This is a genomic window from Pseudomonas sp. AIG (assembly GCF_977020205.1).
This window is the reverse complement of record NZ_CDROCK010000025.1, coordinates 35,580-61,098: the sequence shown is the minus strand read 5'-3', so window position 1 is coordinate 61,098 and position 25,519 is coordinate 35,580. Positions and strand designations below refer to the sequence as shown.

Below are 25,519 nucleotides of genomic sequence, written 5' to 3'. Positions count from 1 at the left end.
CCGAACCCACTCAAGGAAGAGCAAGCATGCGAGCACTCAACATCATTCTGCTGTCATCGGCCTTCAACGGCCTGACCCAACGCGCCTGGCTGGAACTGCGCGAAGCCGGGCACTCGCCCAGCGTCGTGTTGTTTACCGATGAACAGGCCGTGTGCGAGCAGATCGAGCACAGCGGCGCCGATCTGGTGATTTGCCCGTTCCTCAAGGACCGTGTGCCGCAGGCGCTGTGGAGCAATACCCAGCGTCCAGTAGTGATCATCCATCCCGGCATCGTCGGCGATCGCGGCGCCAGTGCCCTCGACTGGGCGATTACCAACGAGTTGCCGAGCTGGGGCGTCACTGCCTTGCAAGCCGTCGAGGAAATGGACGCCGGCCCGGTGTGGGCCACCTGCGAATTCAACCTGCCGGCGGGGCTGCGCAAATCCGAGCTGTACAACGGTCGGGTCAGTGACGCGGCGATTCGCTGCATTCGCGAAGTGGTGGAGAAGTTCATCGAAGGCTTTGAGCCGGTTGCCCTCGACTATGCCGATGCGACCGTGCGCGGGCGCTTGCAGCCGACCATGAAACAGGTCGACCGCAGCTTCAGCTGGCACGACTGCGCGCGTTTCATCAAACGTTGCATCGATGCCGCCGACGGCCAGCCCGGCGTGCTGGCGAGCCTGGCCGGCGGCCAGTATTACGTGTACGACGCGCACCTCGATTCTCGCAGCGGCGTGCCCGGCGAAATTCTCGCGGTGCATGACGATGCCGTCCTGGTCGCGGCCGGCGATCAAAGCCTGTGGATCGGTGCACTACGGCGCAAACCACAACCCGGCGAAGAAACCTTCAAGCAACCGGCGCGGCACCTGTTGGCCGGGCAACTGGCCGATGTGCCGGTGCTGGACGGGTCGATTGCCACGCAGCCGTTCAGTGACGAAGCCTATCAACCGCTGCGTTATCGCGAATCTGGCAACGTCGGCGAACTGACCTTCGAGTTCTACAACGGCGCCATGAGCACCGAGCAATGCCAGCGCATGGTCGCCGCGCTGCGCTGGGCAAAGTCCCGTGATACCCAGGTGTTGCTGATCAAGGGTGGGCGCGGCAGCTTTTCCAACGGCGTGCATCTGAATGTGATTCAAGCTGCGCAGGATCCCGGTGCCGAAGCCTGGGCCAATATTCAGGCAATCGATGACGTCTGCGAAGAACTGCTGACGGCCCGGCAACTGGTGGTCAGTGGCGTGACTGGCAACGCCGGCGCCGGTGGCGTGATGCTCGCACTGGCCGCCGATATTGTGTTTGCCCGCGCCGATATCGTACTCAACCCGCATTACAAGAGCATGGGTTTGTACGGCTCCGAATACTGGACCTATAGCCTGCCCCGCGCCGTTGGCCCGGCGATGGCCGAACAATTGACTCAGGCGTGTCTGCCGGTGAGCGCGGTGCAGGCGTGGCAACTGGGCATGGTCCAGGAAATCGGCCCGCGTTGCCCGGACGAGTTTTCGCTGTGGTTGCTGCAACGGGCCAATGGAGTTTTGAGCGATCCGACCTATGCAGCGGTGCGCGAGCGCAAGGCGCGGGTTGATCAGGCGTTGATCCAGCAATGCCGCGAAACTGAACTGCAAGAGATGCAGGAAGACATGCTCTACAACCGCAGTCAGTTTGCCGAGAAGTGCCGCAACTTCGTATACAAGCGCAAGGTGTGTGGCACACCGGCGCGGTTGATCGAGGAATGGGCGCGGGTACGTTCGGTTGAGTTGGCCAGTTGATTTTGCGGTGACTGCATTTTCCCTCACCCTAGCCCTCTCCCAGAGGGAGAGGGAACTGACCGAGGTGTCTGGCGCCCTGCATCGACCTGAAGGATCGAGTCGATTATGGATTCAACGCTGATCGTTCAAGTCGGTGCATTTTTTCAATATCCCCCAATCAGTCCCCTCTCCCTCGGGGAGAGGGTTAGGGTGAGGGGCTTTTGCCTTTACAATGCCCGACACCTCAAACACCGGCCCACCCATGGACATCGATCTCGCTCGCACCTTCCTGGAAATCGTCCGCCACGGCAGCCTCGCCGCGGCCGCGCAGAAGCTGTTCGTCACACAAACGGCGATCACCGCGCGGGTGCAGAAACTCGAAAGCCAATTGGGCAGCACGCTGTTCGTGCGCAACCGCGCCGGGGCGAAACTGACGCCCAATGGCGAGGCCTTTGTGGTCTACGCCAATCAACTGGTGCAGACCTGGGAAGCCGCACGCCGCGACCTGCCGCTGCCCGAGGGTTATCACAACGTGCTGCACATCGGCGGCGAAGTCAGCCTGTGCAACCCGTTGATGCTCAGTTGGGCGGCGGAGTTGCGCGAAAAGATTCCCGGGCATGCCCTGCGCATGGAAATCCGCGACGGCGAAAACCTGCTGCGCCAGTTGGAACTCGGTGTGCTCGACGCGGCGCTGGTCTATCAGCCGGAATACTGGCCGGGCTTGCAGGTCGAGCAAGTGCTGGAAGAAAAACTGATTCTGGTGCGCGCGCCCGATCGCCCCGATCCCTACGTCTACATCGACTGGGGCCCGGACTTCCGCCGCCAGCATGACGCCGCCCTGCCGGAAAAAGCCAAAGCGGCGCTGAGTTTCAACCTCGGCCCGCTGGCCCTGCAATACATTCTCGAACACGGCGGCAGCGGCTACTTCCGCACCCGCGTGGTGCGCACGTATCTGGAAAGCGGCGCCTTGGAAGCGGTGACCAAAGCCCCGGAATTCGGCTATCCGACGTACCTCGTGTACTCCCGCGATCGCGATTCGGCGACGCTGCAGCAAGCTTTCCATCTGCTGCGCGAAGTGATCCGCACCGATGATGACTGGTCGCAACGCTGGAACCCGTTGAGCTGAAGCGGCGGCTTTACAGCCGATCATGGCGCAAGTGACACCGAGGTCCGGGCAGCACAAATGGCCGGATCGGCTAATCTGCCGGGTATAACAACAATCCCGCAGGTGATGCAGTGAGGCAGACCACCGAGGCATTTCGCAGCCGCTATCGTGCGGCCATTCATCCGAGGTACAACCCGTGGCTGCACGGTGCCTTCGTGCTGCTGTTCGGCGTGCTGGCCATCGCTGCGTTCTGGAGCAGCGTGCAGCAGGTCAGCCTGCTGGAATGGCTGACGGTACCGCTGACCCTGCTCTTCTTCAACTTCGGCGTGTACATGGTCCATCGCCATCTCGGCCATCACAAAAAGACCTTCGCGAAAATGTTCTACGCCCGGCATGCGGGCGATCATCACAGCTTCTTCACCCCCGGCCACATGACCTACGACAGCGCCCGCGACTGGCGGGTGATTCTGTTCCCGGCGTGGCTGATTGTGCTGCACACGCTGGTGATCAGCCTGCCGCTGTGGTGGCTGATCGCACAAGCCAACGCCAACGTCGCCGGGCTGTTCGGCGGCTGCATGGTCCTCGGCTATCTGACGTACGAAGTGTTCCACGCCTGCGAACATCTGCCGCCGCACAACCCGCTGACACGCCTGCCGTGGATCCGCCAGATGCGCCGTCTGCACGAACTGCATCACCGCCGCGAGCGCATGCAGGCGCGCAACTTCAACATCGTCCTGCCGCTGATGGACTACCTGTTCGGCACCCTGTCCTGGGAGCCGGAAACCGCCCCTTTGAGTTATTCGAGAATGCCCATGACCCGCCTGCAGCACACCATCGATATCGCTGGCGACCCCATCGCCGTGCTCGCCTACGCCGCCAGTGTCGGTCGCTGGCCGGAGTGGCACCCGTCGTCGCTGAAGATCGACGGCCCGCCCGGCCCGCTGCATGCCGGCTCACGCTTTGAAGAGGACATTCATGCCGGCGGGCGCGCGGGCCACTTGAGTTGGGAAGTCAGCGAATACCTTCCCGGCCGGCGCTGGTGCGCGCGGGCGCAAGGCGATCATGGCTTGTCGTTGCTGCTGACCTATGAATGCAGCGCCGAAGGCAGCGGCACGCGGTTTGTACGCACGCTGGATTATCGCTTCGACGGTCTGGGCATGCGCATCGCCAATCACTTGCTGCTCAAACGGCGCATCGAGCGCGAATCCGCCGCATCAATGCTGGCGCTGCGCGACATGGCCGCCCGCTACCTGGCCTCGGCGAGGGCCAGCGCGTGAAGCGACGACATCTGCTGTTGTTGCTGATTCTCATCGTCATCGCGTTCTTATTGTTGATGCCCACCAAAGTCGAACCCGTCGCCTGGACACCGGCGCCAGCACCCTCGCTGAAAGAAGGCATTTACGCCGAGAACCAGAAACTCAAAGGCGCAGCGCGGGTCGGGCCGAGCGACATCGAAGGGCCGGAAGCGTTGCTGCTGGAGAGTGACTTCCTGATCACCGGGCTGCACGACGGTCGACTGATCCGTACCAGCCTCGACGGCCAGCAACGCAAAGTACTCGCCGACACCGGTGGCCGTCCGCTGGGCCTGGCCCGGCATCCGAACGGCATGCTGGTGATCGCTGATGGGGTCAAGGGCTTGCTGTCCCTTGATGCGCAGGGTCAGTTGATTCCTTTGACCACGGCGGCCAACGGTCTGGCGTTCGGTTTCACCGATGACGTGGCCATCGACGAGTCCGGGCATTACGCCTATTTCAGCGATGCTTCCAGTCGTTGGGGTTATGGCCATGACGGCGAGGCAATCATCGAGCATGGCGGCGACGGACGTCTGCTGCGTTATGACTTCCAGAGCGGTAAAACCAGCGTGCTGCTGGACAAACTGGAGTTCGCCAACGGCGTGACCCTTGGCCCCGACGACGCCTATGTGCTGGTCAATGAAACCGGCGCTTACCGCATCAGCCGTTACTGGCTGACCGGGCCGAAAGCCGGCACTCACGACCTGTTCATCGACAACCTGCCGGGGCTGCCGGACAACCTCGCATTCAATGGCAGCAACCGGTTCTGGGTGGCGTTGTATGCGCCGCGCAATGCCTTGCTCGACGGCACGGCCGGGCACCCATTCGTGCGCAAGATGATTGTGCGGGCGTTGACGGTTTTGCCTAAGCCGGTGGAGAAGCGCGGGTTTGTTTTGGGGCTGGATCTGGACGGCAAGGTGATTGCCAATTTGCAGGACGCGAGCAGTGGCAATTACTCGCCGATTACCACGGTGCGCGAGTATGGGCCGTGGTTGTATTTTGGCTCGTTGAAGGCGATGCATATGGCGCGGATGCCGTTGGATGCGGCACTGAAGTGAACCTGGCAGTTTTGTGGTGAATGGGCTGACGTCTTCGTCGGAACGCCGCCCGGAGCGAGCCTGCTCGCGAAAGCGGTCTGTCAGTTACTGGACTTGTCGAACTTGTCCGGATCTTCGTCTTCAGGCAAATCCTCATCCGGCTCTTCAGGATTGGCCGTGGTATGCGCCGGGCTGTTCGGTTCAGGATGCGTGGGAACCGGGTCGAATGCGCCCTGCTCTTCACTGGGGAATTTGGGATCGTTCATAAGGCACCTCGCAAAGAGTCGGGAGTTGAAGACTCTGTACATTCGAGGTGCCGCTCGTGGCTGTCGTTCCCGTCAATCCGCAACCGCAGGTCGGCGGATCAACAAGGCTTCAGGTTCGCGCCTGTAATTGCTCGACGATCTTGTCCTTGACCTGCAAGCGCTTCTCTTTGAGTTTTTTCAGCGTGTCGTCGCTGGGTGCATCCGAGGTGGCCGTCTCGGCCTTGACCACGTCGGCGTCCGCCTGGGAATACTTATTGATCAGTGCGTCCAGATGTGGATCCACGGTGCGTTTTTGCTGGATCTCTTCCTTCGTAAGCTTCAAGTCCTGTAACAGATCATGGGTCACCGGCATGGAACACCTCCGTCAGTTGATCGGCTGGCCAACGCGACCGATTGCGCTGGCCAGTTATCAGAATGGCCTTGGTTGGGCGCTTCTGTCGACCACCTGTCAGACCAGCGGTGCCCGTTCGTCGCCCTGTCGCAAATGCGATCAAACCTTTATCCGCCCGGTTGCCTCCATTGGTTAACACCTACAAAAACTGCGTGGAGATACACAATGGACGGATTCAACCTGCGTCATCTGGTTCTGGCTGTCGCTTTGAGCAGCGGCATGGGCAGCGCTTTCGCCGCGACGGACAATGACTTCGTCGATAACGCCGCAGCCGGTGGCATCGCCGAAATCGAAACCAGCCGTCTGGCCCTGGAAAAAAGCCAATCGGCAGACATCAAGGCGTTCGCCAACATGATGATCACCGATCACGGCAAGGCCAATGACGAACTGGCGACCATTGCCAAGGCCAATGACATCGAAGTCCCGGACACCACAACCCTGGTCAAACAGGCCAAGGAAAAAATTCTCGACCTGCGCGATGAGTCCTTTGACGCCGCTTACGCCAACAATCAGGTGAAGGCGCACGAGGAGACCATTGAGTTGTTCAAGAAAGAAGCCAATACCGTGACGGATGACAAGGTTAAAGGCGCGACTGAATTGAAGGCTTTTGCGCAGAAAATGCTGCCGGCGCTGGAGAAACACCTCGCCGCCGCCAAAGAATTGCAGGCCAAGCATCCGAGCAAGTAAAAAGCCTTACCCTCACCCCAGCCCTCTCCCGGAGGGAGAGGGAGCCTACCGTGTTGGATATTCGAGCTACGCCGACCTGAACGTCCGGAGTCGAACTCAGGTTCTGAACAGCCGCCGACCGGCTCCCTTTCCCTTTGAGAGAGCGGGAGGGATTCGGGCGGGTTGAATGTTCGGGTTACATCGACCTGAAATCTTGAGTTGAACCTGGATTTTGAAAAGCACCGAGATCGGCTCCCTTTCCCCCTCGCCCCTGGGGGAGAGGGCTGGGGTGAGGGGGATCGATATCCGCAACACCACAAAATCAGAACGTAAAAAAGGCCGCATCCATAAGATGCGGCCTTGTCATATCCGCCGAAAATCAACCCCCATCGGTATCAATATCCGCATCCGTCTCTTCCCCCGGTTTCGCCCGATCCGGCTGCGGTTCAAAGCCCGGGCTGAACTCGTTGTCGTTGTCCGTGTGCTGGTTCTTTTGATCCACCGCCGGATCGGCACTCTGCGCCTGACCATCCTCGCCCTGCTGCTGCGTCGGCGCTGGTTGCCCCGGCACCTGCGGGTCAATCGCTGGATCGTTGCGGTTGATCGGTTCGCCGGATTGACTCTGCTGATTCTTTTGCTCGTTCATGACCACCTCGCTCGTCAAATCAAGCCCGACGCAAACACGCCGGGCCTTAAAGATTCGAAGCCTGCCCCACGCCAACGTTCAAAACTTCGCCGCGCCCGGCCACGCCGACTAGAGTTACCGGGACGTTAGTTGCGCCAGATGAAAAAAATACGCGCAGCAACGAACAACTATTTCGAACGGCAAATGTCGATCACTTCGCGGCGGTCATTTTTCACGATCGCCCCCCTTTCGCGACGGAGCAACAGGCACATGGCAGCACTGCAGAACAGCACACTCGATGCGATGAAAAACAAACAAGCGCAACTGCTGGGCGAATGGATCAATGGCCTGCAAGCCAGCGGCGCCACGCGCAATCTGAAAGACCACGATGTGCAGCAGCAAACCAGCGAGTTCCTGCAACTGGTGGTCAGTGGCCTGGAAAGCGACAACGGCACCCACATCAATGCACCCGGTTGGGAATCAACACGTCAGTTCCTCGAAAAGCTCTCCCACAGCCGCGCCCTGCTCGGCCAGGATTCGCAGCAGACCGCCAGTTTCATCTTCGCCCTCAAAGGCCCGCTGTTTAACCTGCTGCAGAGCCATTACAACGACCAGCCTGCGCTGCTCGCCGAACAACTCTGGGAAGTCTCCGAGCTGCTCGACGCGTTCGGCATGCACACCATCCGCACCTTCCAGAAATCCCGCGAAGCGGTGATCAAGCGTCAGCAGGAAGAACTTCTGGAGCTGTCGACCCCGGTGGTCAAGTTGTGGGACGGCGTGCTGGCGCTGCCAATGATCGGCACCCTCGACTCGCAGCGCACGCAAGTGGTGATGGAATCGCTGCTGCAACGCATCGTCGACACCGGTTCGGAAATCGCCATCATCGACATCACCGGCGTGCCGACCGTCGACACCCTGGTCGCCCAGCACCTGCTGAAAACCGTGACCGCGATCCGTCTGATGGGTGCCGACTGCATCATCAGCGGTGTGCGTCCGCAAATCGCGCAGACCATCGTCCACCTCGGTCTCGACCTGCAAGGCGTGGTGACCAAGGCCAATCTGGCCGACGCATTGAAACTGGCCCTGACCCGTCTGGGTGTCAGCCTCGTCAAGACGGCTTGAATATGGAACGTATCCCGATTCTCCAGATGGGCAAGTTCCTGCTGGTGACCATTCAGGTCGACATGCATGACCAACTCGCCCTCACCTTGCAGGACGACTTGTCCGAGCGCATCAGCAAGACCTCGGCACGGGGTGTGCTGATCGACATCTCGGCGCTGGACATGGTCGACTCGTTTATTGGCCGGATGATCAGCACGATCTCCGGCCTGTCGAAAATCATGGACGCCGAAACCATGCTGGTCGGCATGCAGCCGGCCGTGGCGATCACCCTGGTCGAACTCGGCCTGACCCTGCCCGGTGTCAGCACGGCATTGAACGTCGAGCGCGGGATGAAGCTGCTGCAGGAACGAGTAGACCGGCAATGACCGTACGCAGCAGCGGTACTCAACCCATCCACATCGAGCAGGATGTCGTGCTCGCGCGCCAGACCGCACGCAAACTGGCCACCGAATGCGGGATGCGCCTGATCGATCTGACCAAAATGGTCACCGCTGTCAGCGAACTGGCGCGCAACACCATGGTTTACGGTGGCGGCGGCGACATGGACTGGCAGATTCTCGATGAGGATCACAAGGTCGGTCTGCGCCTGACGTTTCGCGATGAAGGTCCGGGCATTGCCGATATCAAACTGGCGATGACCGACGGCTGGACCTCCGGCAGCGGCATGGGCCTGGGTCTGACCGGGGCGAAACGGCTGGTGGAAGAGTTCGAACTGGAAACCGAGCCCGGTAAAGGCACGCGCATAACGATTACCCGATGGACATGAATATCAGCGGGTCGATGACCCAGGTTTTACTGATCGAAGACAGCAGTCAGATCGGCCACGCACGGCGCACCGCGCAGCAACTGGCCGAACAACATGGCTTCGACGAGCGCGATGCCGGGCGCGTGGCACTGGTGGCGACGGAGCTGGCGAGTAACGTGCTCAAACACGCCAGCCACGGTGAAATGCACCTGCGGGTGTTGCCGCGCGCGAATGGTTTTGGCATTGAGTTACTCGCCATCGACCGTGCTCAGGGGTTTGATCTGCAGGCCTGCATGGCCGACGGGTTTTCTACCGGCGGCACCCAAGGCATCGGCCTCGGCTCGATATCGCGTCAGACCGAAGTGTTTGATGTGTACGCCGATGCCCGTGGCGCAGTGTTGTTGGCCAGACTGTACGCGCGCACGGATCGCGCCCCTGACATGCGTTTTGGCGTCAGCCAGCACTCGCTGCACAACGATCCGGCGTGCGGTGACGTCTGGCACCTGGCGTATGAAGGCGCCAGCATTAGCGCACTGATGATCGATGGTCTCGGTCATGGCGAGGAAGCTGAACGCGCCGGTCGCGAGGGGGCGAGAGCCTTTGCCCTGACGCCATTTGCCGACCCGGTGATGCTGATGGAGGACATGCACAGGGACATGATCGGCACCCGCGGTGGCGCCGTTGCGTTCACTCAGTTCGACGGCAGGCGCGACCACCTGACCTTTGCCGGCGTCGGCAACATCGGCGCCAGCCTGATCAGCGCCGACAAGTCCCGCGGACTGGCCTCGCACCCAGGCATCGTCGGCGTGCAATACCGAAAAGCCCGGCCCTTTGACTATGCTCACGTGAACGGACATCTATTGATCATGTACAGCGACGGCTTGCAGTCCCGTTGGAATCTTCAAAACTACCCCGGCCTGGTGCACCGCCATCCCGCCGTGATAGCCAGCGTCCTGCACCGCGACTTCTGTCGCGGGCGCGACGATGTAACGGTATTGGTCGTTGCCCTGGAGGCCGCCCATGGCTGAGTCGCCCACATTGAGCACTGCCGAGCAGGCCGCGCTGATTGCGCAGTTGCAGAGCGAAACCGCGGCCCTGCGCGAAGAACTCGATGAAACCAACCAAGGCGTATTGGCCCTGTACGCCGAACTCGACATGCAGGCGGAAGAACTGCGCCAGGCTTCGGACCTGAAAAGTCGTTTCCTGTCGTACATGAGCCACGAATTCCGCACGCCACTGGGCTCGATCCTCAGTATCAACAGCCTGCTCGCCGACGAACTCGACGGCCCGCTCAGCCCTGAACAACACAAGCAGGTCGCGTTCGTCAGCACCGCTGCCCGCGAGTTGAGCGACATGGTCGATGACCTGCTCGACCTGGCGAAGATCGAGGCCGGGCGCATCACCATTTCCCCGGCGTGGTTCGACATGTTCGACCTGTTCTCCGCGCTGCGCGGGATGTTCCGGCCGATTGTCGACGCCTCCGCCGTGGACCTGATTTTCGAAGAACCGGTCGGCTTGCCGCGCCTGTACACCGACGACAAGAAACTTGGGCAAATCCTGCGCAACTTCATTTCCAATTCACTGAAGTTCACCACCCGTGGCGAAGTGCGGGTGTCGGCGCGCCTCGAAGGCGTGGACAAGGTGCGTTTTGCCGTCAGCGACACCGGAATCGGTATCGCACCCGAGCTGCATGGTGCATTGTTCGAGGACTTTTCCCAGGTCGACTCGCCGCTGCAGAAACGTCTGCGCGGCACCGGGCTAGGGTTGTCACTGTGCAAACGCTTTGCCGCCCTGCTCGGCGGTGAAGTCGGGCTGGAAAGCACGCCGGGGGTCGGCTCGACCTTCTTCGTGGTCATTCCACTGGCGATCGCTCTGGAGAACGTCGATGAAACGTGACATCCGCCTGTTGATCGTCGACGACAACGTCGCCACCCGCTACGCCTTGCGCCGACGGCTGGAGCGGCACGGTTACGAGGTGCTGGAAGCCGGCACCGGCGGCGAGGGGCTGGCGCTGATTGACAGCGAAACGCTCGACGCGTTGATCCTCGACGTCAATCTGCCGGACATGAGCGGTTTCGACATTGTGCGGATTCTGCGTGCTGACTCGCGCACCGCGCTGCTGCCTGTCATCCATGTGTCCGCCGCGTCGATCCAGACCGGCGACATCATCACCGGCCTCGACGCCGGGGCCGACGCTTACCTGATCCACCCGGTCGACCCGGACGTGCTGCTGGCCACCCTGCGCACGCTGTTGCGGGTGCGCGACACGGAAAATGCCCTGCGTGAAAGTGAAGCGCGGTTCCGCGAAATTTTCGTCAATGTGTCCGCGCCGATTGCCGTACTCGACGCCAGCCTCAAGGTGCACGAATGCAACCATGCCTTCGCACAACTGATTCTCGACAATCACGACCCGCAAACCCTGCGTGAATGTTTCGCCGAGGACCAGAGCGCCATCCTCAATGAACTGCGCCTGCGGCTGGTCGATGGCGAGCGCTGGAAAGGCACGCTGAACATGCACGTGCAGGGCGAGATTCGCGAGACTGAGTGGCAGATTTCGCCGTACCGCACGCCCGAACTGAGCCTGGTATTTGTCGAAGACGTCACCGAACACCGCCATCGCGAGCGCTCGCATCTGGCCCGTCTGGACGACACCACCACGCAACTGGCCAAGGAAACCGCCGAACGCGTGCGCGCCGAAGCGCAGCTGCTGCAAGTGCAGAAGATGGATGCCCTGGGCAAGCTCACCGGCGGTATCGCCCACGACTTCAACAACCTGCTGACCGGGATCATCACCAGCCTGGAATTGATCCAGAAACGCGTCGCCGATGAGCGTCTGGACAAGGTGCAGTTTTATTCTGAAGCGGCGCTGAATTCGGCGATGAGCGCGGCGTCCCTCACCCATCGTTTGCTGGCCTTCGCCCGTCAGCAACCGCTGGATACGCGGCCGGTGGACATCAACGATCACGTGCGTTCGCTGGAAGAACTGCTGATGCGCACCATCGGTGAACGCATCAGCCTCAAGCTTGAGCTGACCAACAAACCGGCAATCGCTCTGGTCGACCCGGTGCAACTGGAAAGCGCGGTGTTGAATCTGGTGATCAACGCCCGCGATGCGCTGCCGGCGGGGGGCAATATCTGGGTCAGCACCTACGCCGCCTACTCCCATGGCGACCCGAATCTGGCCGATGGCGCTTACGTGGCGTTGTCGGTGCGTGACGACGGCACCGGGATCGAGCACAACGTCATCGACAAGGTCTTCGACCCGTTTTTCACCACCAAACCGTTGGGCCAGGGTACTGGGCTGGGGTTGTCGACGATCTATGGTTTCGCCCGCCAGTCGGGCGGCGATGCGCACATCCGCAGCGTCGCCCGGCGCGGCACCGAAGTGACGATCATGTTGCCGGCCACCACCGACCCGACCGGTGCCGACATCCCCGCGCCCGTGGTCGATCCGCAAGGCACCGGCGAGCATGTGCTGATTGTCGAAGACATGCCGTCGGTGCGCATGTTTGTCACGGAAGTGCTGGAGGACGCCGGTTATCGCTGCACCCAGGCGGCGGATATCGAGACAGCGCTGGAGCGCTTGCAGAATGACCCGTCGATCAACCTGCTATTGACCGACGTCGGCCTGCCGCGCATGAGTGGACGGGAATTGGCGGATGTTGCGCGGGGGTGGCGTGAAGGCTTGCCGATTCTGTTCATGACCGGGTATGCGGAGACGGCGATCAACCGTCAGGTGTTTCTGGGCAGTGGCATGGACATGCTGGTCAAGCCGTTCCAGATCAGTGAACTGCTCGACAAGGTCCGCCGCACCCTCGATGGTGCCTGACCGCAGCTCCCACGGGGATTAATGTCGAACACAGATCCACTGTAGGAGTGAGCCTGCTCGCGATGGCGTCAGGTCAGCCAATTCATCTGTGGCTGACACCCCGCTATCGCGAGCAGGCTCACTCCTACAGGGTTCGGCGTGTACGCGGGATATGGGTAGGCGAGCTTGCTCCGGGCGGCGTTCCGACGAAGACATCAGCCCTGCCAACCCACCTATCGGTTCAACGCTCTAGCCAGAAACGGCGCAGTCTTGCTCTTCTTGCTCGCCGCAACCTTCTGCGGCGTGCCCGCGACCACGATTCGGCCGCCCTGATCCCCCGCCCCCGGCCCGATGTCGATCACCCAGTCACTCTGCGCCACCACGCGCATTTCGTGCTCGACGACAATCACCGTATGCCCCGCCGTCACCAGCGTATCCAGTTGCTCCAGCAACCGATCGACATCGCGCGGATGCAGTCCGGTGGTTGGTTCATCCAGCACGTACAAGGTTGCGCCGCGCTGGTTGCGCTGTAACTCGGTGGCCAGTTTGATCCGCTGCGCTTCACCGCCGGACAGTTCCGTGGCCGGCTGACCCAGGCGCAGATAACCCAGGCCGATGTCTCGCAGCACTTCCAGTGACCGGCGAATCCCCGCTTGCTCGGCGAAGACTTCCACCGCCTCCTCCACGGTCAATTGCAGCACTTGCGCAATGCTCAAACCCTGCCAGAGAATCGCCAGCGTCTGCGGGTTATACCGAGCACCATGGCAGGTCGGGCACGGCGCATAGACACTCGGCATGAACAACAACTCGACACTGACAAAGCCTTCGCCCTCGCAGGTGGCGCAACGGCCCTTGGCGACGTTGAAGGAAAACTGCCCGGCGTCATAGCCCGCCGCCCTTGCAGCGTCGGTCGCGGCGTAGAGCTTACGGACGTTGTCGAACAGCCCGGTGTAGGTCGCCAGATTGGAGCGTGGCGTGCGGCCGATGGGTTTCTGATCGACCTGCACCAGTCGCTTGATCGACTCCAGCCCCGACGTGACCTGGCCGCTGCTGAGTTGCGGTGCGTCGTCTTCAAGGCTGAGCTCTTCCGGCTCGCTGTCCACCGTCGACCGCCCCAACTGCGCGCCGACCAGTTCCAGCAACGCCTGACTGACCAGACTCGACTTGCCGGAGCCGGACACGCCGGTCACCGACGTGAAGCAGCCCAGCGGAAATTCGGCACTGAGGTTGTTCAGGTTATTGCGGCTGATGCCGTCGAGTTTCAGCCACGCCGTCGGTTTGCGCGCAGCGCGTGTCTGACGTTGCGATTCGGCAAACAGATAAGCCCGCGTCTGCGACTGTTCGATCTCGGCCAGACCTGCCGGCGGGCCGCTGTACAGCACCTGTCCACCCTGTTCGCCCGCCGCCGGGCCGACGTCGATCAGCCAATCGGCGCGGCGCATGGTTTCCAGGTCATGCTCGACCACAAACAACGTGTTGCCGTCGGCCTTCAAGCGCTGCAAGGCCTCGAACAACGCTTCGCCATCAGCCGGATGCAAACCGGCGGAGGGTTCGTCGAGTACATAGATCACCCCGAACAATTGAGAACCCAGTTGCGTTGCCAGCCGCAAGCGCTGCAACTCACCCGACGACAGCGTCGGCGTGCTGCGCTCCAGCGCCAGATAACCGAGGCCCAGATCGGTCAGGGTGCTGACCCGCTCCAACAGGTCCTCGGCAATGCGCTGCGCCGCCAGGCGTTTCTCCAGCGACAGGTTCGGCGTGTGGCGAACGTCGGGCGCGGAGCCGTGGCCGCTGGCGCCGTGGGCCACGCGTTGCTGGCGGGCCTCGCGGGTTTGCGCATGGCTCAACGTCTCACCGGTTTCTTCAGCCTGCTGCAGATAACTGGCGGCCGCCACCGGCCGTAATACTTCGGCCACTTGCAGTAAAGGCATCTGCGACAGCTCACCGATGTCATACCCGGCAAAGGTCACCGACAACGCCTCACGCTTCAGGCGTTTGCCGTCACATACCGGGCAACGGCTGCCGAGCATGAACTGTGAAACGCGCTTCTTCATCAGCGCACTTTGCGAATGGGTGAAGGTGTGCAGGATGTAGCGGCGGGCGCCGCTGAAGGTGCCTTGGTAGCTCGGTTCCATCTTGCGCTTGAGGGCGACGCGGGTTTCTTCCGGGGTCAGCCCGGCATACACCGGCACCGTCGGGGTTTCCTCGGTGAAGAGAATCCAGTCGCGCTGTTTTTTCGGCAATTTCTTCCACGGGATGTCGACGTCGATGCCCATGGTCACGAGGATGTCGCGCAGGTTCTGCCCTTGCCACGCCAGCGGCCAGGACGCCACGGCGCGCTGGCGAATGGTCAGGTTCGGATCCGGCACCATCAGCGCTTCGGTGACTTCATAGACACGGCCGAGGCCATGGCACTCCGGGCAGGCGCCTTGCGGGGTGTTCGGTGAAAAATCCTCGGCGTACAACATCGGCTGCCCCGGCGGATAACTGCCGGCGCGCGAATAGAGCATGCGGATCAGGCTCGACAACGTCGTGACGCTGCCCACCGACGAGCGCGTACTCGGCGTACCGCGCTGCTGTTGCAGGGCCACGGCCGGTGGCAGGCCTTCGATGGAATCGACATCCGGCACGCCGACCTGATCGATCAGCCGTCGCGCATACGGCGCCACTGATTCGAAGTAGCGGCGTTGGGCTTCGGCATACAAAGTCGAGAAAGCCAACGAGGATTTGCCCGAACCGGACACCCCGGTAAACACCACCAGCGCATCGCGAGGAATGTCGACGTCGACGTTTTTCAGGTTGTGTTCACGGGCGCCGCGCACCCGGACCATGCCGGCGGGCGCTTTGGAGGTGCGTTTGGAAGTCATCGACCTGCCTTGGTGAAGGAATGTTCAACGCTCAGCTACCGAGCACCACCCGAATCATCTGCAACATGGCTTCCGGGCTGTACGGTTTGCTCAGCAAATGGGTGTCGGGGCTTAACTGGTGATTGCGCGAAATGATGTCGCGGGTATGCCCGGAGGTGAACAGCACCGCCACCGGCGGCGTCTGCACCTTGGCCCAGGCGAACAGGTCGGAGCTTTTGATCAGCCCCGGCATGACCACATCGGTGAAGATAAGATCGACCTCGACACCTTCGAGAAGCATTTGCATGGCCGCATCGCCGTGGCCGGCGGTCAACACGCGATAGCCCTCCTCGCGCAACAGCTCGACCGCCGAAGTGCGCACGGCGTCGTTGTCCTCGACCACCAGAATCGTCTCGTGGCCGCCGCTCTGCTGCCTTTGCAGATTGGGCGCCTCATCAAGGATCGGCCGCAGGCTGCGCGGGAAGTACAACTGCACCCGCGTGCCCTCGCCCAAAGCGCTGGTGATCTCGACATGCCCGCCGCTCTGCTTGACGAAGCCGAACACCATGCTCAGGCCCAGCCCGGTGCCCTGACCATCGGCCTTGGTGGTGAAAAACGGCTCAAACACTTGCTCGAGAATCTCTGGCGGGATACCGGCGCCGGTGTCACAGACCGCAACGCGGACAAACTCGCCGGGGACGATGCCTTTACCGGCACAGAACTCGCGTTCGAGTCGCACATTGGCAGCGCTGAGCGCAATGGTGCCCTCGCCCTTCATCGCATCCCGGGCGTTGATCGCCAGATTGAGAATCGCGTTTTCCAGTTGATTGCGGTCGACGTTGATGTGCCAAGGTTGCTGCGGCAACTGCACATCGATCTGAATGGTTTCGCCCAGCGCCCGCTGCAGTAACTCGCCAACGCCTTCGAAGATTTGCTGCGGATTGCACACCGCCGGCGACAACGGCTGGCGCCGGGCAAATGCGAGCAATTGCGAGGACAGCTTGGCGCCGCGCTCGACCGCTGCCAGCGAGGCACTGACCCGGCGCTGTACATTGGCGTTGTTCGGTTCGTGGCGCGCGAGCAGATGCAGATTGCCGGCGATCACTTGCAGCAAATTGTTGAAGTCGTGAGCGACGCCGCCAGTCAGCCCGCCAATCGCTTCGAGCTTCTGTGACTGGCGCAACTGCTCTTCAGCCGCCAGCCGCGCCTCGACTTCCTCGCCCACGCGCTGTTCGAGGTTGCGGGTAAATTTGAGCAGGGATTCTTCGGCGATCTTGCGTTCATGGATGTCGATCAGTACGCCGGGGAAGCGTAACGGCTTGCCCTGTTCGTCGAACTCGCAGCCGCCACTGGCCAGCACCCACAGGTAACTGCCGTCGCTGCGCTGCACACGGTATTCGGCGTTGTACGGCTCGCCGGTCTGCACGGAATGAGCGACGCGCTCTTGTACCCAGGCGTGGTCATCGGGATGAATGCGCGATTCAGCAATGTCCTGGGCCAGATTGCTCAGGTCCTGATTCGGCGGATAGGAGAACGTACGGGCGAATCGCTCGTCTGCCGACAACGTGTTGTTTTTCACGTCCCAGACAAACGAGCCGAGCAAGGCCCCGGCATTCAGCGCCAGCCGCACCCGTTCGTTGTCGGCGCGGTAAGCGCTTTCGGCTTCCTGACGCCGGCGTTCGGAGTGCACGAATTCGGTGGTTTCCACCACCATCGCCATGACCCCGGCCGGCTTGCCGTCATCATTGGCCACCGGGCTGTAATACAGGTCCATCCAGACGTCTTCGGGAACACCATCGCGCAACAACACCAACTCTTTATTGCGAAACGACAAGGTGCCGCCGGCCAGGCAGGTATCGACCACGTGCCGGTTGAAGTCGGCAACTTCCGGCCAGCCCAGTTCAACCGGCGAGCCGAGCAGATACGGATGGCGACCACCGGCAAATATCGAGTAGGCATCGTTGTAGATCATGTAGCCGGCACGGCCCCAAAGCATGACCATCGGCAGCGGCGAGGCCAGCATCAATTGCACGGCGCTGCACAAGCTGGCCGGCCAGTTATCCAGCGGGCCGAGCTCGGTGTGGCGCCAGTCGAACGCACTGATACGCCCGGCCATCTCGCCTTTCCAGCCGTCACACCCATGGCTATCGGATAAAAACTGCATCGACTGACTCAGTGCCCTTAGGTGATTGCCCGATAAATTGCCGCGCCAGCGCAACGCGACGCCCGTCTGTTTCGAGCGTCTTCATTCGCAATGGTTTCATCTGAGGTATAGCCGATTTCACGCTCGGCCGAAACTCACACCCCGATCAAGTGTTTGAGCGGATGGTAGCCAGTTTTCATCTTTGCGGCGACGTCGAGAATGGCCTTCTCGATGCCGTTCAAATGCATGCAGGTCAGCTCGATGGCGGCGCTCTGATTGCCCGCCTCGATGTACTCGATCAGGCGCAGGTGTTCGTCGTCGCGACACACTTCATGACTGTCATCGTCCAGCGCAGCGGCGTACAGCGAGGCGCGCGAAATCAGCTTCTGGAACCAGTCGAGCAACACCGGATTATTCAGACTGCGCGCCAGTTTGATGTGGAACTCGCCGAGCAGATGAATCAACCGTTCGTGATCGCCGGCGGCGTGGGCTTCATCTTCCAGCAGCAGGTGTTCGCGTAAATCCTGCATCGCGGCAGTGTCCTTGCGCCGGCACAGTTCGGTGACGATGCCGATCTCGATCAGCCGCCGGGTTTCAAACAGCGAACGGATCTCTTCGTTGCTCGGCAGCGACACCGATGCACCTTTATTGGGCTCGGTGGTGACCAGTCCGTCGGCCTCCAATTGCTTCAATGCAGCGCGCACCGACGTGCGGCTGACATTGAATAACTCGGCCAGTGAGGCCTCGCCCAGCTTCATGCCCGGGCGCAACGAGCGCTTGCTGATCGCCTCGTAAACCCCTTGGTAGACGCGGTCGACCGTGGTTTCCGGTTTCTTTTCGGTCATTCGAACACTCCTTTAGCGTCAGGCAACCAGCCCCTGGCGATGCCTGGCCATGGAAAAGGGCGGCAGACGCAGGTTAATCCGGGCCTTGGCAAATTGCATTCATATATTGCATACCGACGGAGGATGACGCTGAACATCGGTCAGTCGCGGGAGATCATTTTTGGCGAGGTGGTGATGGCGCATGTACGCGATGAGTTGATCGATCCGAAGTCGCTGTACATCGATCAATTGGGCCTGGATGCGATCGGGCGGTGGTGAGCGGTTTTGGCCAGAGCGTTGACTACTGATCGTTCCCACGCTCTGCGTGGGAATGCCGCCATGGACGCTCTGCGTCCACTGTGACGCGGAGCGTCACGGGATGCGTTCCCACGCAGAGCGTGGGAACGATCATTACCGGGCTTAGTCCGTGCCGTACTTCGGCGAGCGCGGGCCGTACAGCAGGCCTGCGCGATGTCCGGCCGAGAGCAGACGATTGCTCGCCACACCGGCAATCGGGTAGCCGGCATCGGTGGAGCTGTTGATGATCTGCTTCACCGCCGCCGAGATCAGCATGCCGACGATACCGCCGGCATTGCTATTGCCGCCCTCTTCGCTCGACGCCCGCGCCGAGCCGGTCCACAGCGTCGTGCCGCTTTTCAGGTCGACCAGTTTCGCCGTTGCGGTCACTGCTGTTTCGCTGCTGATCACCATGTAACGCGTGCCGTACTCGGTCACGGTGATGTACAGCGCCGCATCCGCACCGAAGATTTCCTTCAGTTTGCTCGGCGGTGCCTGGTGGATGTCGTCCGGGGTGGTCAGGCCGTTCTGGCGGAACGTCTCGTCAACCAGCGCGATCGGCAGCACGTAGTAACCGGCCTCGGCCAGCGGAAACGTCACTTGCGACAGCAGGCTGTACGACGCCTTCACATCCGGCGAGGTGTTCAGCGGTGGCAGCACCAGAATGGTTTTCGGCCGCGCCTGCTTGTAGGCCGAGTAATCCACGGTCTTGGGCGCAACGCAGCCACCCAGCACAGTCAGGGCCAAACCGGCGGCCAGCAGCTTCAAAGTGCGCGCGATCATTTCGCGTCTCCGGTCTTGGCGTTCTTGAGCAGGAAATCCATGTACGTGCCGGATTCGGGGAACAGGGTTTTCTCGGTTTTGAACTGCTGCACCATCTGGTCGTCCTTGCCCATGCTCAGATAGAGCAGGCCAAGGTGCGCGTGGTAACCCGGCGGTACGGCTTTGCCGGTGGAGCGGATTTTCTGCAGGTCACGTTCCAGCGCTTCAGCCTGGGCTTCTTTCGGCTCTTCGCCTTTGAAGTATTCGTAAACCTGTGGCTCGTAGCCTTCCCATTGGTACAGGGTTTGCGGGCCGGAGGCACAACCGGCCAGCAAGGCACTGGCAGCCAGCGTCAGCGCCATCAACGCGCGCGAAAAATTCAAAGTCATGGGGTGTTGCTCCTTGCAATGGGCGTCGATCAGTTGCCCGGTTTCCAGGCACCGGCGTTCATGCCATCGACCAGACGATTGATCGCCTCGCGCATGGCCAGATCCAGTACTTTGCCGTTGAGGGTGGAGTCGTAGGCAGCGGTGCCGCCGAAGCCGATGATTTCGCGGTTGGACAAGGCGTATTCGCCGGCGCCCTGGGTCGAATACACCACTTCGGAAGTGCTGATGTTGACGATATTCAGGTTGACCTTGGCGTAAGCCACTTGAGTCTTGCCGCGACCGAGAATGCCGAACAACTGGTGATCGCCAGTCTCTTTGCGGCCGAACTCGGTGACGTCACCGGTGACCACGTAATCAGCGCCTTTCAAGCGTTGGGCCTGGCCCTTGATCGCGGCTTCCTGCTGGATTTCACCCATGTTGTCGCGATCCAGCACGCTGAAGCGGTTGGTCTGCTGCAAGTGGGTGATGAGGATGGTCTTGGCCTGGCCACCGAGACGGTCGACGCCGTCGGAGAAGATCCCGCGCATGTAGCTGGAGCGGTTGTCGAACTTGCCCACGGCCATTGGCACACGAACACCGGTCCAGACCTGGGAGGCGCTTTCAACCTTGGCCACCGGCAAGGCGCGCGAGCTTTCCGTCGCGCAACCTGAGAGTGTGCCAGCCATCGTGCCAAGCACAGCAATCGCGACGCCTGAGACCAGCATCCGGGAGATCATTCTCACTGAGTATTCCTTTGAAAAACGGGGATGTCCCGGCGCGGCGATGCGCGGCGGGAGCTGAAAAGGGGCGGCATTATGACAAAGTGCCATCATTGAGGACAGGTTTTTTTGACGCCAGTGAATTGGCTGTACCGGACTTGATCGTTCCCACGCTCTGCGTGGGAATGCAGCCACGGACGCTCCGCGTCCGCTGTGACGCGGAGCGTCACTGGAAGCGTTACCACGCAGAGCGTGGGAACGATCAGACAAGGGGTCGGTGCGCTAATGGAAATCGCGGCTCTGCACGCGGATGCCGTTGAGCAACGGGCTGAGGTCGCTCAGCCGGCCAGCGATCAGGTGGCGCACTTCGCCTTCGCGCTCCCAGCGGCCGTCGACCTTGAGCAGTTGCGAACCGACCAGCACTTGCCGCTGACGCTCGGCCAGATCGCGCCAGACCACCACGTTGACGTTGCCGAATTCGTCTTCCAGGGTCACAAACGTCACACCGCTGGCGGTGCCCGGTCGTTGGCGTCCGGTCACCAGCCCGGCGACGCTCACCGGCCGACCGTGCTCGACCTCAAGCAGTTCCTGCGAACTGCGGCAACGCCGGGCTTTGAGTTCACCGCGCAACAGCGCCAGCGGATGCGGCCCCAACGTGGTGCCGACGGTGCTGTAATCGGCATGCAGATCCTCGCCAACGCTGGGTTTGGGCAGCACCACCTCGGCCTCCTCCTGACTCGGCAACCCGGCAAACAGGCCCAGTTGCTTCTGCACCCCGGCGACTTCCCAGCGCGCCCGATGCCGATGCCCGGCCAGGCCGCGCAACGCCCCGGAGTCGGCCAGCAATGCCTGCGCCCGACTGTCGAGTGCCGCCCGCTCGCCCAGGTCAGCAACATCGGCAAACGTCCCACGCGCCCGCGCCGCTTCGATGCGCCGGGCATCCTCCTCGCGAAACCCTTTGATCATGCGCAGGCCCATACGAATCGCCGGTTGCGCCGCCGTGGTGGTTTCCAGGCTGCAATCCCAGTCACTGGCGCGCACGTCGACCGGGCGAATCTGCAACTGATGGCGGCGTGCGTCCTGGAGAATCTGGTCCGGGCTGTAGAAACCCATCGGCCAACTGTTGATCAACGCGCAGGCGAACGCCGCCGGTTCGTGGCACTTGAGCCAGCAACTGGCATAGGTCAGCAAGGCAAAACTGGCGGCGTGGGATTCGGGAAAACCGTAGCTGCCAAAGCCTTTGATCTGCTCGAAGATCTGCGCGGCGAACTCCGGCGTGTAGCCGTTCTTCTTCATGCCGGCGGCGAGGCGTTCCTTGTGTGGTTCCAGTCCGCCGTGACGTTTCCACGCGGCCATCGAGCGGCGCAACTGATCGGCCTCGCCGGGGCTGTAATCGGCGGCGACGATGGCGATCTGCATGACCTGTTCCTGAAACAGCGGCACGCCGAGGGTGCGTTTGAGCACCACTTCCAGCTCCGGCGACGGGTAGGTTTCCTCTTCCTCCTTGTTCCGTCGCCGCAGATACGGATGGACCATCCCGCCCTGAATCGGCCCCGGGCGGACAATGGCCACTTCAATCACCAGGTCGTAGAACTTCGCCGGTTTCAGGCGCGGCAGCATCGACATCTGTGCGCGAGATTCGATCTGGAACACGCCAATGGTGTCGGCGCGGCTGATCATCTCGTAGGTCGGTTTGTCTTCGGCCGGGATCGTCGCCAGGCTCAAATTCTGATTGCGATGACGGCGCAGCAGGTCGAAACACCGGCGGATCGCGCTGAGCATGCCGAGGGCGAGGATATCCACCTTGAGCAGGCCGACCGCGTCGAGGTCGTCCTTGTCCCACTGAATGATCGTGCGCTCGGCCATCGCGGCGTTCTCCACCGGCACCAGCGTGTCCAGCGGCTGCTCGGAAATCACAAAGCCGCCGGGATGTTGCGACAGGTGCCGGGGGAAACCGATCAACTGCCCGGTCAGGCTCAGCACCCGGCGCAACACCGGGCTGTCCGGGTCGAAACCGCCTTCGAGCAAACGCGCGAGCGGCGGGGTTTCATCGCTCCAGTGGCCGCAGCAATCGGCCAGTGCATTGATCTGATCGGGCGGCAGGCCCAGGGCCTTGGCCACATCACGCACCGCGCCGGCAGCGTGGTAGGTGCTGACCACCGCCGTCAGCGCCGCACGACCACGGCCATAACGGCGAAACACGTATTGCAGGACTTCTTCGCGACGTTCGTGTTCGAAGTCGACGTCGATGTCTGGCGGTTCGTTACGCTCTTTGGACATGAAGCGCTCGAACAGCAACGTGGTGCGGTCCGGGTCGATCTCGGTGATGCCCAAGGCAAAACACACCGCCGAGTTGGCCGCCGAGCCACGGCCCTGACAGAGGATTTTTTGCTCACGGGCAAAACGCACCACGTCGTGTACGGTGAGGAAGTAGCTTTCATAGCCGAGTTCGGCGATCAGCTTCAGCTCCTTGTTGATCTGCCTCAGCACCTTGAAGGGCGCGCCCTTCTCCCAGCGCCAGGCGATGCCTTCCTTGGTCAGTTGCCTTAGCCAGGAACTGGCGCTGTGCCCCTCGGGCACCAGCTCCTTGGGATATTGATAACGCAACTCGCCCAGATCGAAGGTGCAGCGTCGGGCCAGATTCACCGATTCATCCAGCAAGGCCTGCGGATACAACTCGCGCAACACCTCGACGCTGCGCAAATGGCGCTCGCCATTGGGGTGCAAACGCAGCCCGGCTTCGGCCACCGGCACGTGATGCCGGATCGCGGTCATGGTGTCCTGCAAGGCGCGCCGGCCACGGGCGTGCATGTGCACATCGCCGCTGGCTACCGGCGGAATCTGCAACTCGGCGGCCAGACTCAACAAGCTCGCCAGCCGTTGCTGATCGTCTTGACCGCGATGCAACTGTACCGCTAGCCACAGGCGTTCGCCGAAGGTCTGCTGCAGCCAACGGCCCTCTTCCACGTCATCGAGTGAGTCCGGCACCCACAACACCAGCAACCCCGGCAACGACTCAGCGAAGTCCTCGCGCAGCACCTGATACTGGCCTTTCTGCGTGCGCCGTCGTGCACGGGTGATCAAGCCGCAAAGCGCCTGATAGCCCGCAAGATTCTCCACCAGCAGCACCAGTTTCGGGCCGTTTTCAATGCGCACTTCACTGCCAATAATCAGCGGCAGCTCAACTGACTTCGCCGCTTGCCAGGCCCGCACAATCCCGGCCAGCGTGCATTCATCGGTAATCGCCAGTGCCTGATAGCCGTGCTTTTTTGCCCGTTGAAACAGTTCCAGCGCACTGGACGCACCGCGCTGAAAACTGAAGTTCGACAGGCAGTGCAGTTCGGCATAACCGTCACTCATGCAAACCAGCCCTGCAGCCACAACGGACCGCCCTCGCCCACCGCGCGATAAGCCCAACCCTGCTGACCGGCGCGGTTCTGGATCAGGTAATAATCGCGGCGCACATCGGCGCCGTCCCACCAGCCGGATTCGATGCGCTCCGGGCCCATGAGAATCCGCGCCGAACCTTCTGCCACGCTTTGCGGCTCGCCAAGCAGCCAGCCTGGACGGTGCACACTGGGCAAACCTGCGCAGCGCTGTTTGTCGACGCCGTGCTGCCACGCGCACTCGGGGCGATGATCGGCCTGAAAGCGCAACCCCTGCACGGCGTCATCGCCCAAGCGTGCGCGCAGGCGTTCGCGCAATTGCTCCCACGGCAAGGTCTGTTGCGGACGGTCATCGAACAGTTCCTGAAACTGCGGCACGAAGCTCGGCAGATCCTCGGCACGCAGACGAAAGCCACGCACGGGCGCCTCGACCTGCACTTGCTCCAGCCGCCCGCGCGCCAGTTCAAAAAGCATCGCCGGATCACGTTCGGCGCTGAGCAAACCGACCTTGATCACGCTGTCCGGCAGCCCGGCGTGTTCCAGATGCAGGTCGAAACGCTGCACGCCGCTGTCGCGCCCGCAAAGGAACGCCGACAGATCGCCAGTCAAACGCCGTAGCGGAAACAGCAGCGCCTGATGGGATTGCACGTCAAAGTTGAGTTCGATGCGCACATCGAAACGATCGGGCGGCAAGTAGAATTCCAGCGCCAACGGTCGCGCGCCAAACAAGGTGTCGAGGTGCTTGAGCATCTGCGCTTCGAAGCGTCGGGCCAGCGCCTGACGCGGCAGGCTCTGCACCTGAGTGAGGTTGCGCAAGCCCATGCGCGACAACGCCGTGGCCACGCTCGGCTCCAGGCCGACACGGTCGACGGGCAACTGGCCGAGGTGATGCTGCAAGGCTTCGCCGTCCGGCACCACCAAGCCGTCGTAAGCATTGGCCAGTACCCGCGCCGCCACCGGATTCGGTGCGGCAACGATGCGATGGCGAAAGCCCAGATCGCTCAGTTCCTTGCGCAACCGTGCTTCAAACTGCGCCCAGGAACCGAACAGACCCAGGCTCGATTCGATCTCGAACACCACGGCGCGCGGGTAATGCACGCTGACCTGCGCGCTGAAACCGTAGGCCCACGCAGCGAGAAACTGCTGCCAGTGCTCAACCTCGGCGGCCTCGTAATCGGCGGTGGCGAAACCTTTGCTCATGGCCTGGGCAGCGGTCATCGACTGGCCAGGACGCAAACCGAGTTTGCGCGCCGCCGGGTTGACTGCTTGCAGCACCCGGCGCTGGGCCGGGCCGTTGAGCAGCACTAATGGCTCATCGGGATCGGGACGCTGACGCAGCACGGCGTCGAGGGCCAATTGCGGAAACAGAATACACACCCAGCGCATGGCGACC

General features: G+C 61.8%; 23 protein-coding genes and 1 pseudogene. 13 read left to right on the top strand and 11 right to left on the bottom strand.

Going from position 1 to position 25,519, the window contains the following annotated elements; translation table 11 throughout:
• Nucleotides 1–26 precede the first annotated feature (26 nt).
• The 4 genes from ACWR1S_RS15810 (at nt 27) to ACWR1S_RS15795 (ending at nt 5,179) form a co-directional block, all read left to right on the top strand.
• Nucleotides 27–1,745 (top strand): hydrogenase maturation protein, encoded by a 1,719-nt coding sequence (locus ACWR1S_RS15810; RefSeq protein WP_454564147.1) that lies wholly within the window; start codon nt 27–29, stop codon nt 1,743–1,745.
• A gap of 241 nt (nt 1,746–1,986) precedes the next feature.
• Nucleotides 1,987–2,850, top strand: a complete 864-nt coding sequence (locus tag ACWR1S_RS15805) for a LysR family transcriptional regulator (protein ID WP_007912548.1) — start codon at nt 1,987–1,989, stop codon at nt 2,848–2,850.
• Nucleotides 2,851–2,960: 110 nt separating this feature from the next.
• A complete protein-coding gene (locus ACWR1S_RS15800) occupies nt 2,961–4,106 on the top strand; it encodes a sterol desaturase/SRPBCC family protein (RefSeq protein WP_454564146.1) in 1,146 nt (381 codons plus the stop codon).
• Nucleotides 4,103–5,179: an SMP-30/gluconolactonase/LRE family protein gene (locus ACWR1S_RS15795; protein WP_454564145.1), complete on the top strand. Its 1,077-nt coding sequence runs from the start codon at nt 4,103–4,105 to the stop codon at nt 5,177–5,179. The genes ACWR1S_RS15800 and ACWR1S_RS15795 overlap by 4 nt, the downstream gene beginning before the upstream one ends.
• A gap of 80 nt (nt 5,180–5,259) precedes the next feature.
• On the opposite strand, the gene ACWR1S_RS15790 is transcribed toward ACWR1S_RS15795, so the two are convergent.
• Nucleotides 5,260–5,424 carry a hypothetical protein gene (locus ACWR1S_RS15790; protein WP_007912545.1) on the bottom strand — a complete coding sequence of 55 codons (165 nt, stop codon included), beginning with the start codon at nt 5,422–5,424 and terminating at the stop codon, nt 5,260–5,262.
• Nucleotides 5,425–5,533: 109 nt separating this feature from the next.
• Nucleotides 5,534–5,776 (bottom strand): DUF465 domain-containing protein, encoded by a 243-nt coding sequence (locus tag ACWR1S_RS15785; protein ID WP_454564144.1) that lies wholly within the window; start codon nt 5,774–5,776, stop codon nt 5,534–5,536.
• Between ACWR1S_RS15785 and ACWR1S_RS15780 the strand changes: the two genes are divergently transcribed.
• Nucleotides 5,775–5,951 carry a hypothetical protein gene (locus tag ACWR1S_RS15780; protein WP_454564143.1) on the top strand — a complete coding sequence of 59 codons (177 nt, stop codon included), beginning with the start codon at nt 5,775–5,777 and terminating at the stop codon, nt 5,949–5,951. The genes ACWR1S_RS15785 and ACWR1S_RS15780 overlap by 2 nt on opposite strands.
• A 29-nt stretch (nt 5,952–5,980) precedes the next feature.
• Nucleotides 5,981–6,502 (top strand): DUF4142 domain-containing protein, encoded by a 522-nt coding sequence (locus ACWR1S_RS15775; protein ID WP_454564142.1) that lies wholly within the window; start codon nt 5,981–5,983, stop codon nt 6,500–6,502.
• A 358-nt stretch (nt 6,503–6,860) separates the two neighbouring features.
• Here ACWR1S_RS15775 and ACWR1S_RS15770 read toward each other — a convergent pair whose 3' ends face one another.
• Entirely contained in the window at nt 6,861–7,127 is a 267-nt protein-coding gene (locus ACWR1S_RS15770; protein ID WP_454564141.1) for a hypothetical protein, read from the bottom strand.
• Between the two features lie 249 nt (nt 7,128–7,376).
• Here ACWR1S_RS15770 and ACWR1S_RS15765 point away from each other — a divergent pair, with 249 nt between their 5' ends.
• The 6 genes from ACWR1S_RS15765 to ACWR1S_RS15740 are packed head-to-tail and all read left to right on the top strand — an operon-like array spanning nt 7,377 to nt 12,802.
• Nucleotides 7,377–8,228 carry an STAS domain-containing protein gene (locus ACWR1S_RS15765; RefSeq protein WP_454564140.1) on the top strand — a complete coding sequence of 284 codons (852 nt, stop codon included), beginning with the start codon at nt 7,377–7,379 and terminating at the stop codon, nt 8,226–8,228.
• 2 nt (nt 8,229–8,230) lie between these two features.
• Nucleotides 8,231–8,593: an STAS domain-containing protein gene (locus ACWR1S_RS15760; RefSeq protein ID WP_007912539.1), complete on the top strand. Its 363-nt coding sequence runs from the start codon at nt 8,231–8,233 to the stop codon at nt 8,591–8,593.
• Nucleotides 8,590–8,994, top strand: coding sequence for an anti-sigma regulatory factor (locus tag ACWR1S_RS15755; protein WP_007912537.1), 405 nt, complete (start codon nt 8,590–8,592; stop codon nt 8,992–8,994). Before ACWR1S_RS15760 ends, ACWR1S_RS15755 begins: the two co-directional genes overlap by 4 nt.
• Nucleotides 8,991–10,001: an ATP-binding protein gene (locus ACWR1S_RS15750; RefSeq protein WP_454564168.1), complete on the top strand. Its 1,011-nt coding sequence runs from the start codon at nt 8,991–8,993 to the stop codon at nt 9,999–10,001. Before ACWR1S_RS15755 ends, ACWR1S_RS15750 begins: the two co-directional genes overlap by 4 nt.
• The gene (locus ACWR1S_RS15745) at nt 9,994–10,869 is read left to right on the top strand and encodes a sensor histidine kinase (RefSeq protein WP_454564139.1); all 876 of its coding nucleotides are present in this window, start codon (nt 9,994–9,996) and stop codon (nt 10,867–10,869) included. Before ACWR1S_RS15750 ends, ACWR1S_RS15745 begins: the two co-directional genes overlap by 8 nt.
• Nucleotides 10,859–12,802 (top strand): response regulator, encoded by a 1,944-nt coding sequence (locus ACWR1S_RS15740; protein WP_454564138.1) that lies wholly within the window; start codon nt 10,859–10,861, stop codon nt 12,800–12,802. The genes ACWR1S_RS15745 and ACWR1S_RS15740 overlap by 11 nt, the downstream gene beginning before the upstream one ends.
• Before the next feature lie 212 nt (nt 12,803–13,014).
• On the opposite strand, the gene ACWR1S_RS15735 is transcribed toward ACWR1S_RS15740, so the two are convergent.
• The 3 genes from ACWR1S_RS15735 to ACWR1S_RS15725 form a co-directional block, all read right to left on the bottom strand.
• Nucleotides 13,015–15,648 carry an excinuclease ABC subunit A gene (locus ACWR1S_RS15735; protein WP_454564137.1) on the bottom strand — a complete coding sequence of 878 codons (2,634 nt, stop codon included), beginning with the start codon at nt 15,646–15,648 and terminating at the stop codon, nt 13,015–13,017.
• Nucleotides 15,649–15,679: 31 nt separating this feature from the next.
• Nucleotides 15,680–17,791, bottom strand: coding sequence for an ATP-binding protein (locus ACWR1S_RS15730; RefSeq protein ID WP_454564136.1), 2,112 nt, complete (start codon nt 17,789–17,791; stop codon nt 15,680–15,682).
• A gap of 134 nt (nt 17,792–17,925) precedes the next feature.
• Nucleotides 17,926–18,615 carry a GntR family transcriptional regulator gene (locus tag ACWR1S_RS15725; protein ID WP_397482788.1) on the bottom strand — a complete coding sequence of 230 codons (690 nt, stop codon included), beginning with the start codon at nt 18,613–18,615 and terminating at the stop codon, nt 17,926–17,928.
• A 114-nt stretch (nt 18,616–18,729) separates the two neighbouring features.
• Between ACWR1S_RS15725 and ACWR1S_RS15720 the strand changes: the two are divergent.
• Nucleotides 18,730–18,867, top strand: a pseudogene (locus ACWR1S_RS15720) (flavin reductase family protein); the annotation flags it as partial.
• A gap of 147 nt (nt 18,868–19,014) precedes the next feature.
• On the opposite strand, the gene ACWR1S_RS15715 reads toward ACWR1S_RS15720, so the two are convergent.
• The 5 genes from ACWR1S_RS15715 to ACWR1S_RS15695 form a co-directional block, all read right to left on the bottom strand.
• The gene (locus ACWR1S_RS15715; protein WP_007912525.1) at nt 19,015–19,674 is read right to left on the bottom strand and encodes a DUF799 domain-containing protein; all 660 of its coding nucleotides are present in this window, start codon (nt 19,672–19,674) and stop codon (nt 19,015–19,017) included.
• The gene (locus tag ACWR1S_RS15710) at nt 19,671–20,042 is read right to left on the bottom strand and encodes a DUF4810 domain-containing protein (RefSeq protein ID WP_454564135.1); all 372 of its coding nucleotides are present in this window, start codon (nt 20,040–20,042) and stop codon (nt 19,671–19,673) included. Before ACWR1S_RS15710 ends, ACWR1S_RS15715 begins: the two co-directional genes overlap by 4 nt.
• Nucleotides 20,043–20,071: 29 nt before the next feature.
• Nucleotides 20,072–20,758 carry a CsgG/HfaB family protein gene (locus ACWR1S_RS15705; protein ID WP_162483052.1) on the bottom strand — a complete coding sequence of 229 codons (687 nt, stop codon included), beginning with the start codon at nt 20,756–20,758 and terminating at the stop codon, nt 20,072–20,074.
• A 264-nt stretch (nt 20,759–21,022) separates the two neighbouring features.
• Nucleotides 21,023–24,121 (bottom strand): error-prone DNA polymerase, encoded by a 3,099-nt coding sequence (locus ACWR1S_RS15700; RefSeq protein ID WP_454564134.1) that lies wholly within the window; start codon nt 24,119–24,121, stop codon nt 21,023–21,025.
• Nucleotides 24,097–25,512 (bottom strand): Y-family DNA polymerase, encoded by a 1,416-nt coding sequence (locus tag ACWR1S_RS15695; RefSeq protein ID WP_454564133.1) that lies wholly within the window; start codon nt 25,510–25,512, stop codon nt 24,097–24,099. The genes ACWR1S_RS15700 and ACWR1S_RS15695 overlap by 25 nt, the downstream gene beginning before the upstream one ends.
• Nucleotides 25,513–25,519: the final 7 nt, after the last annotated feature.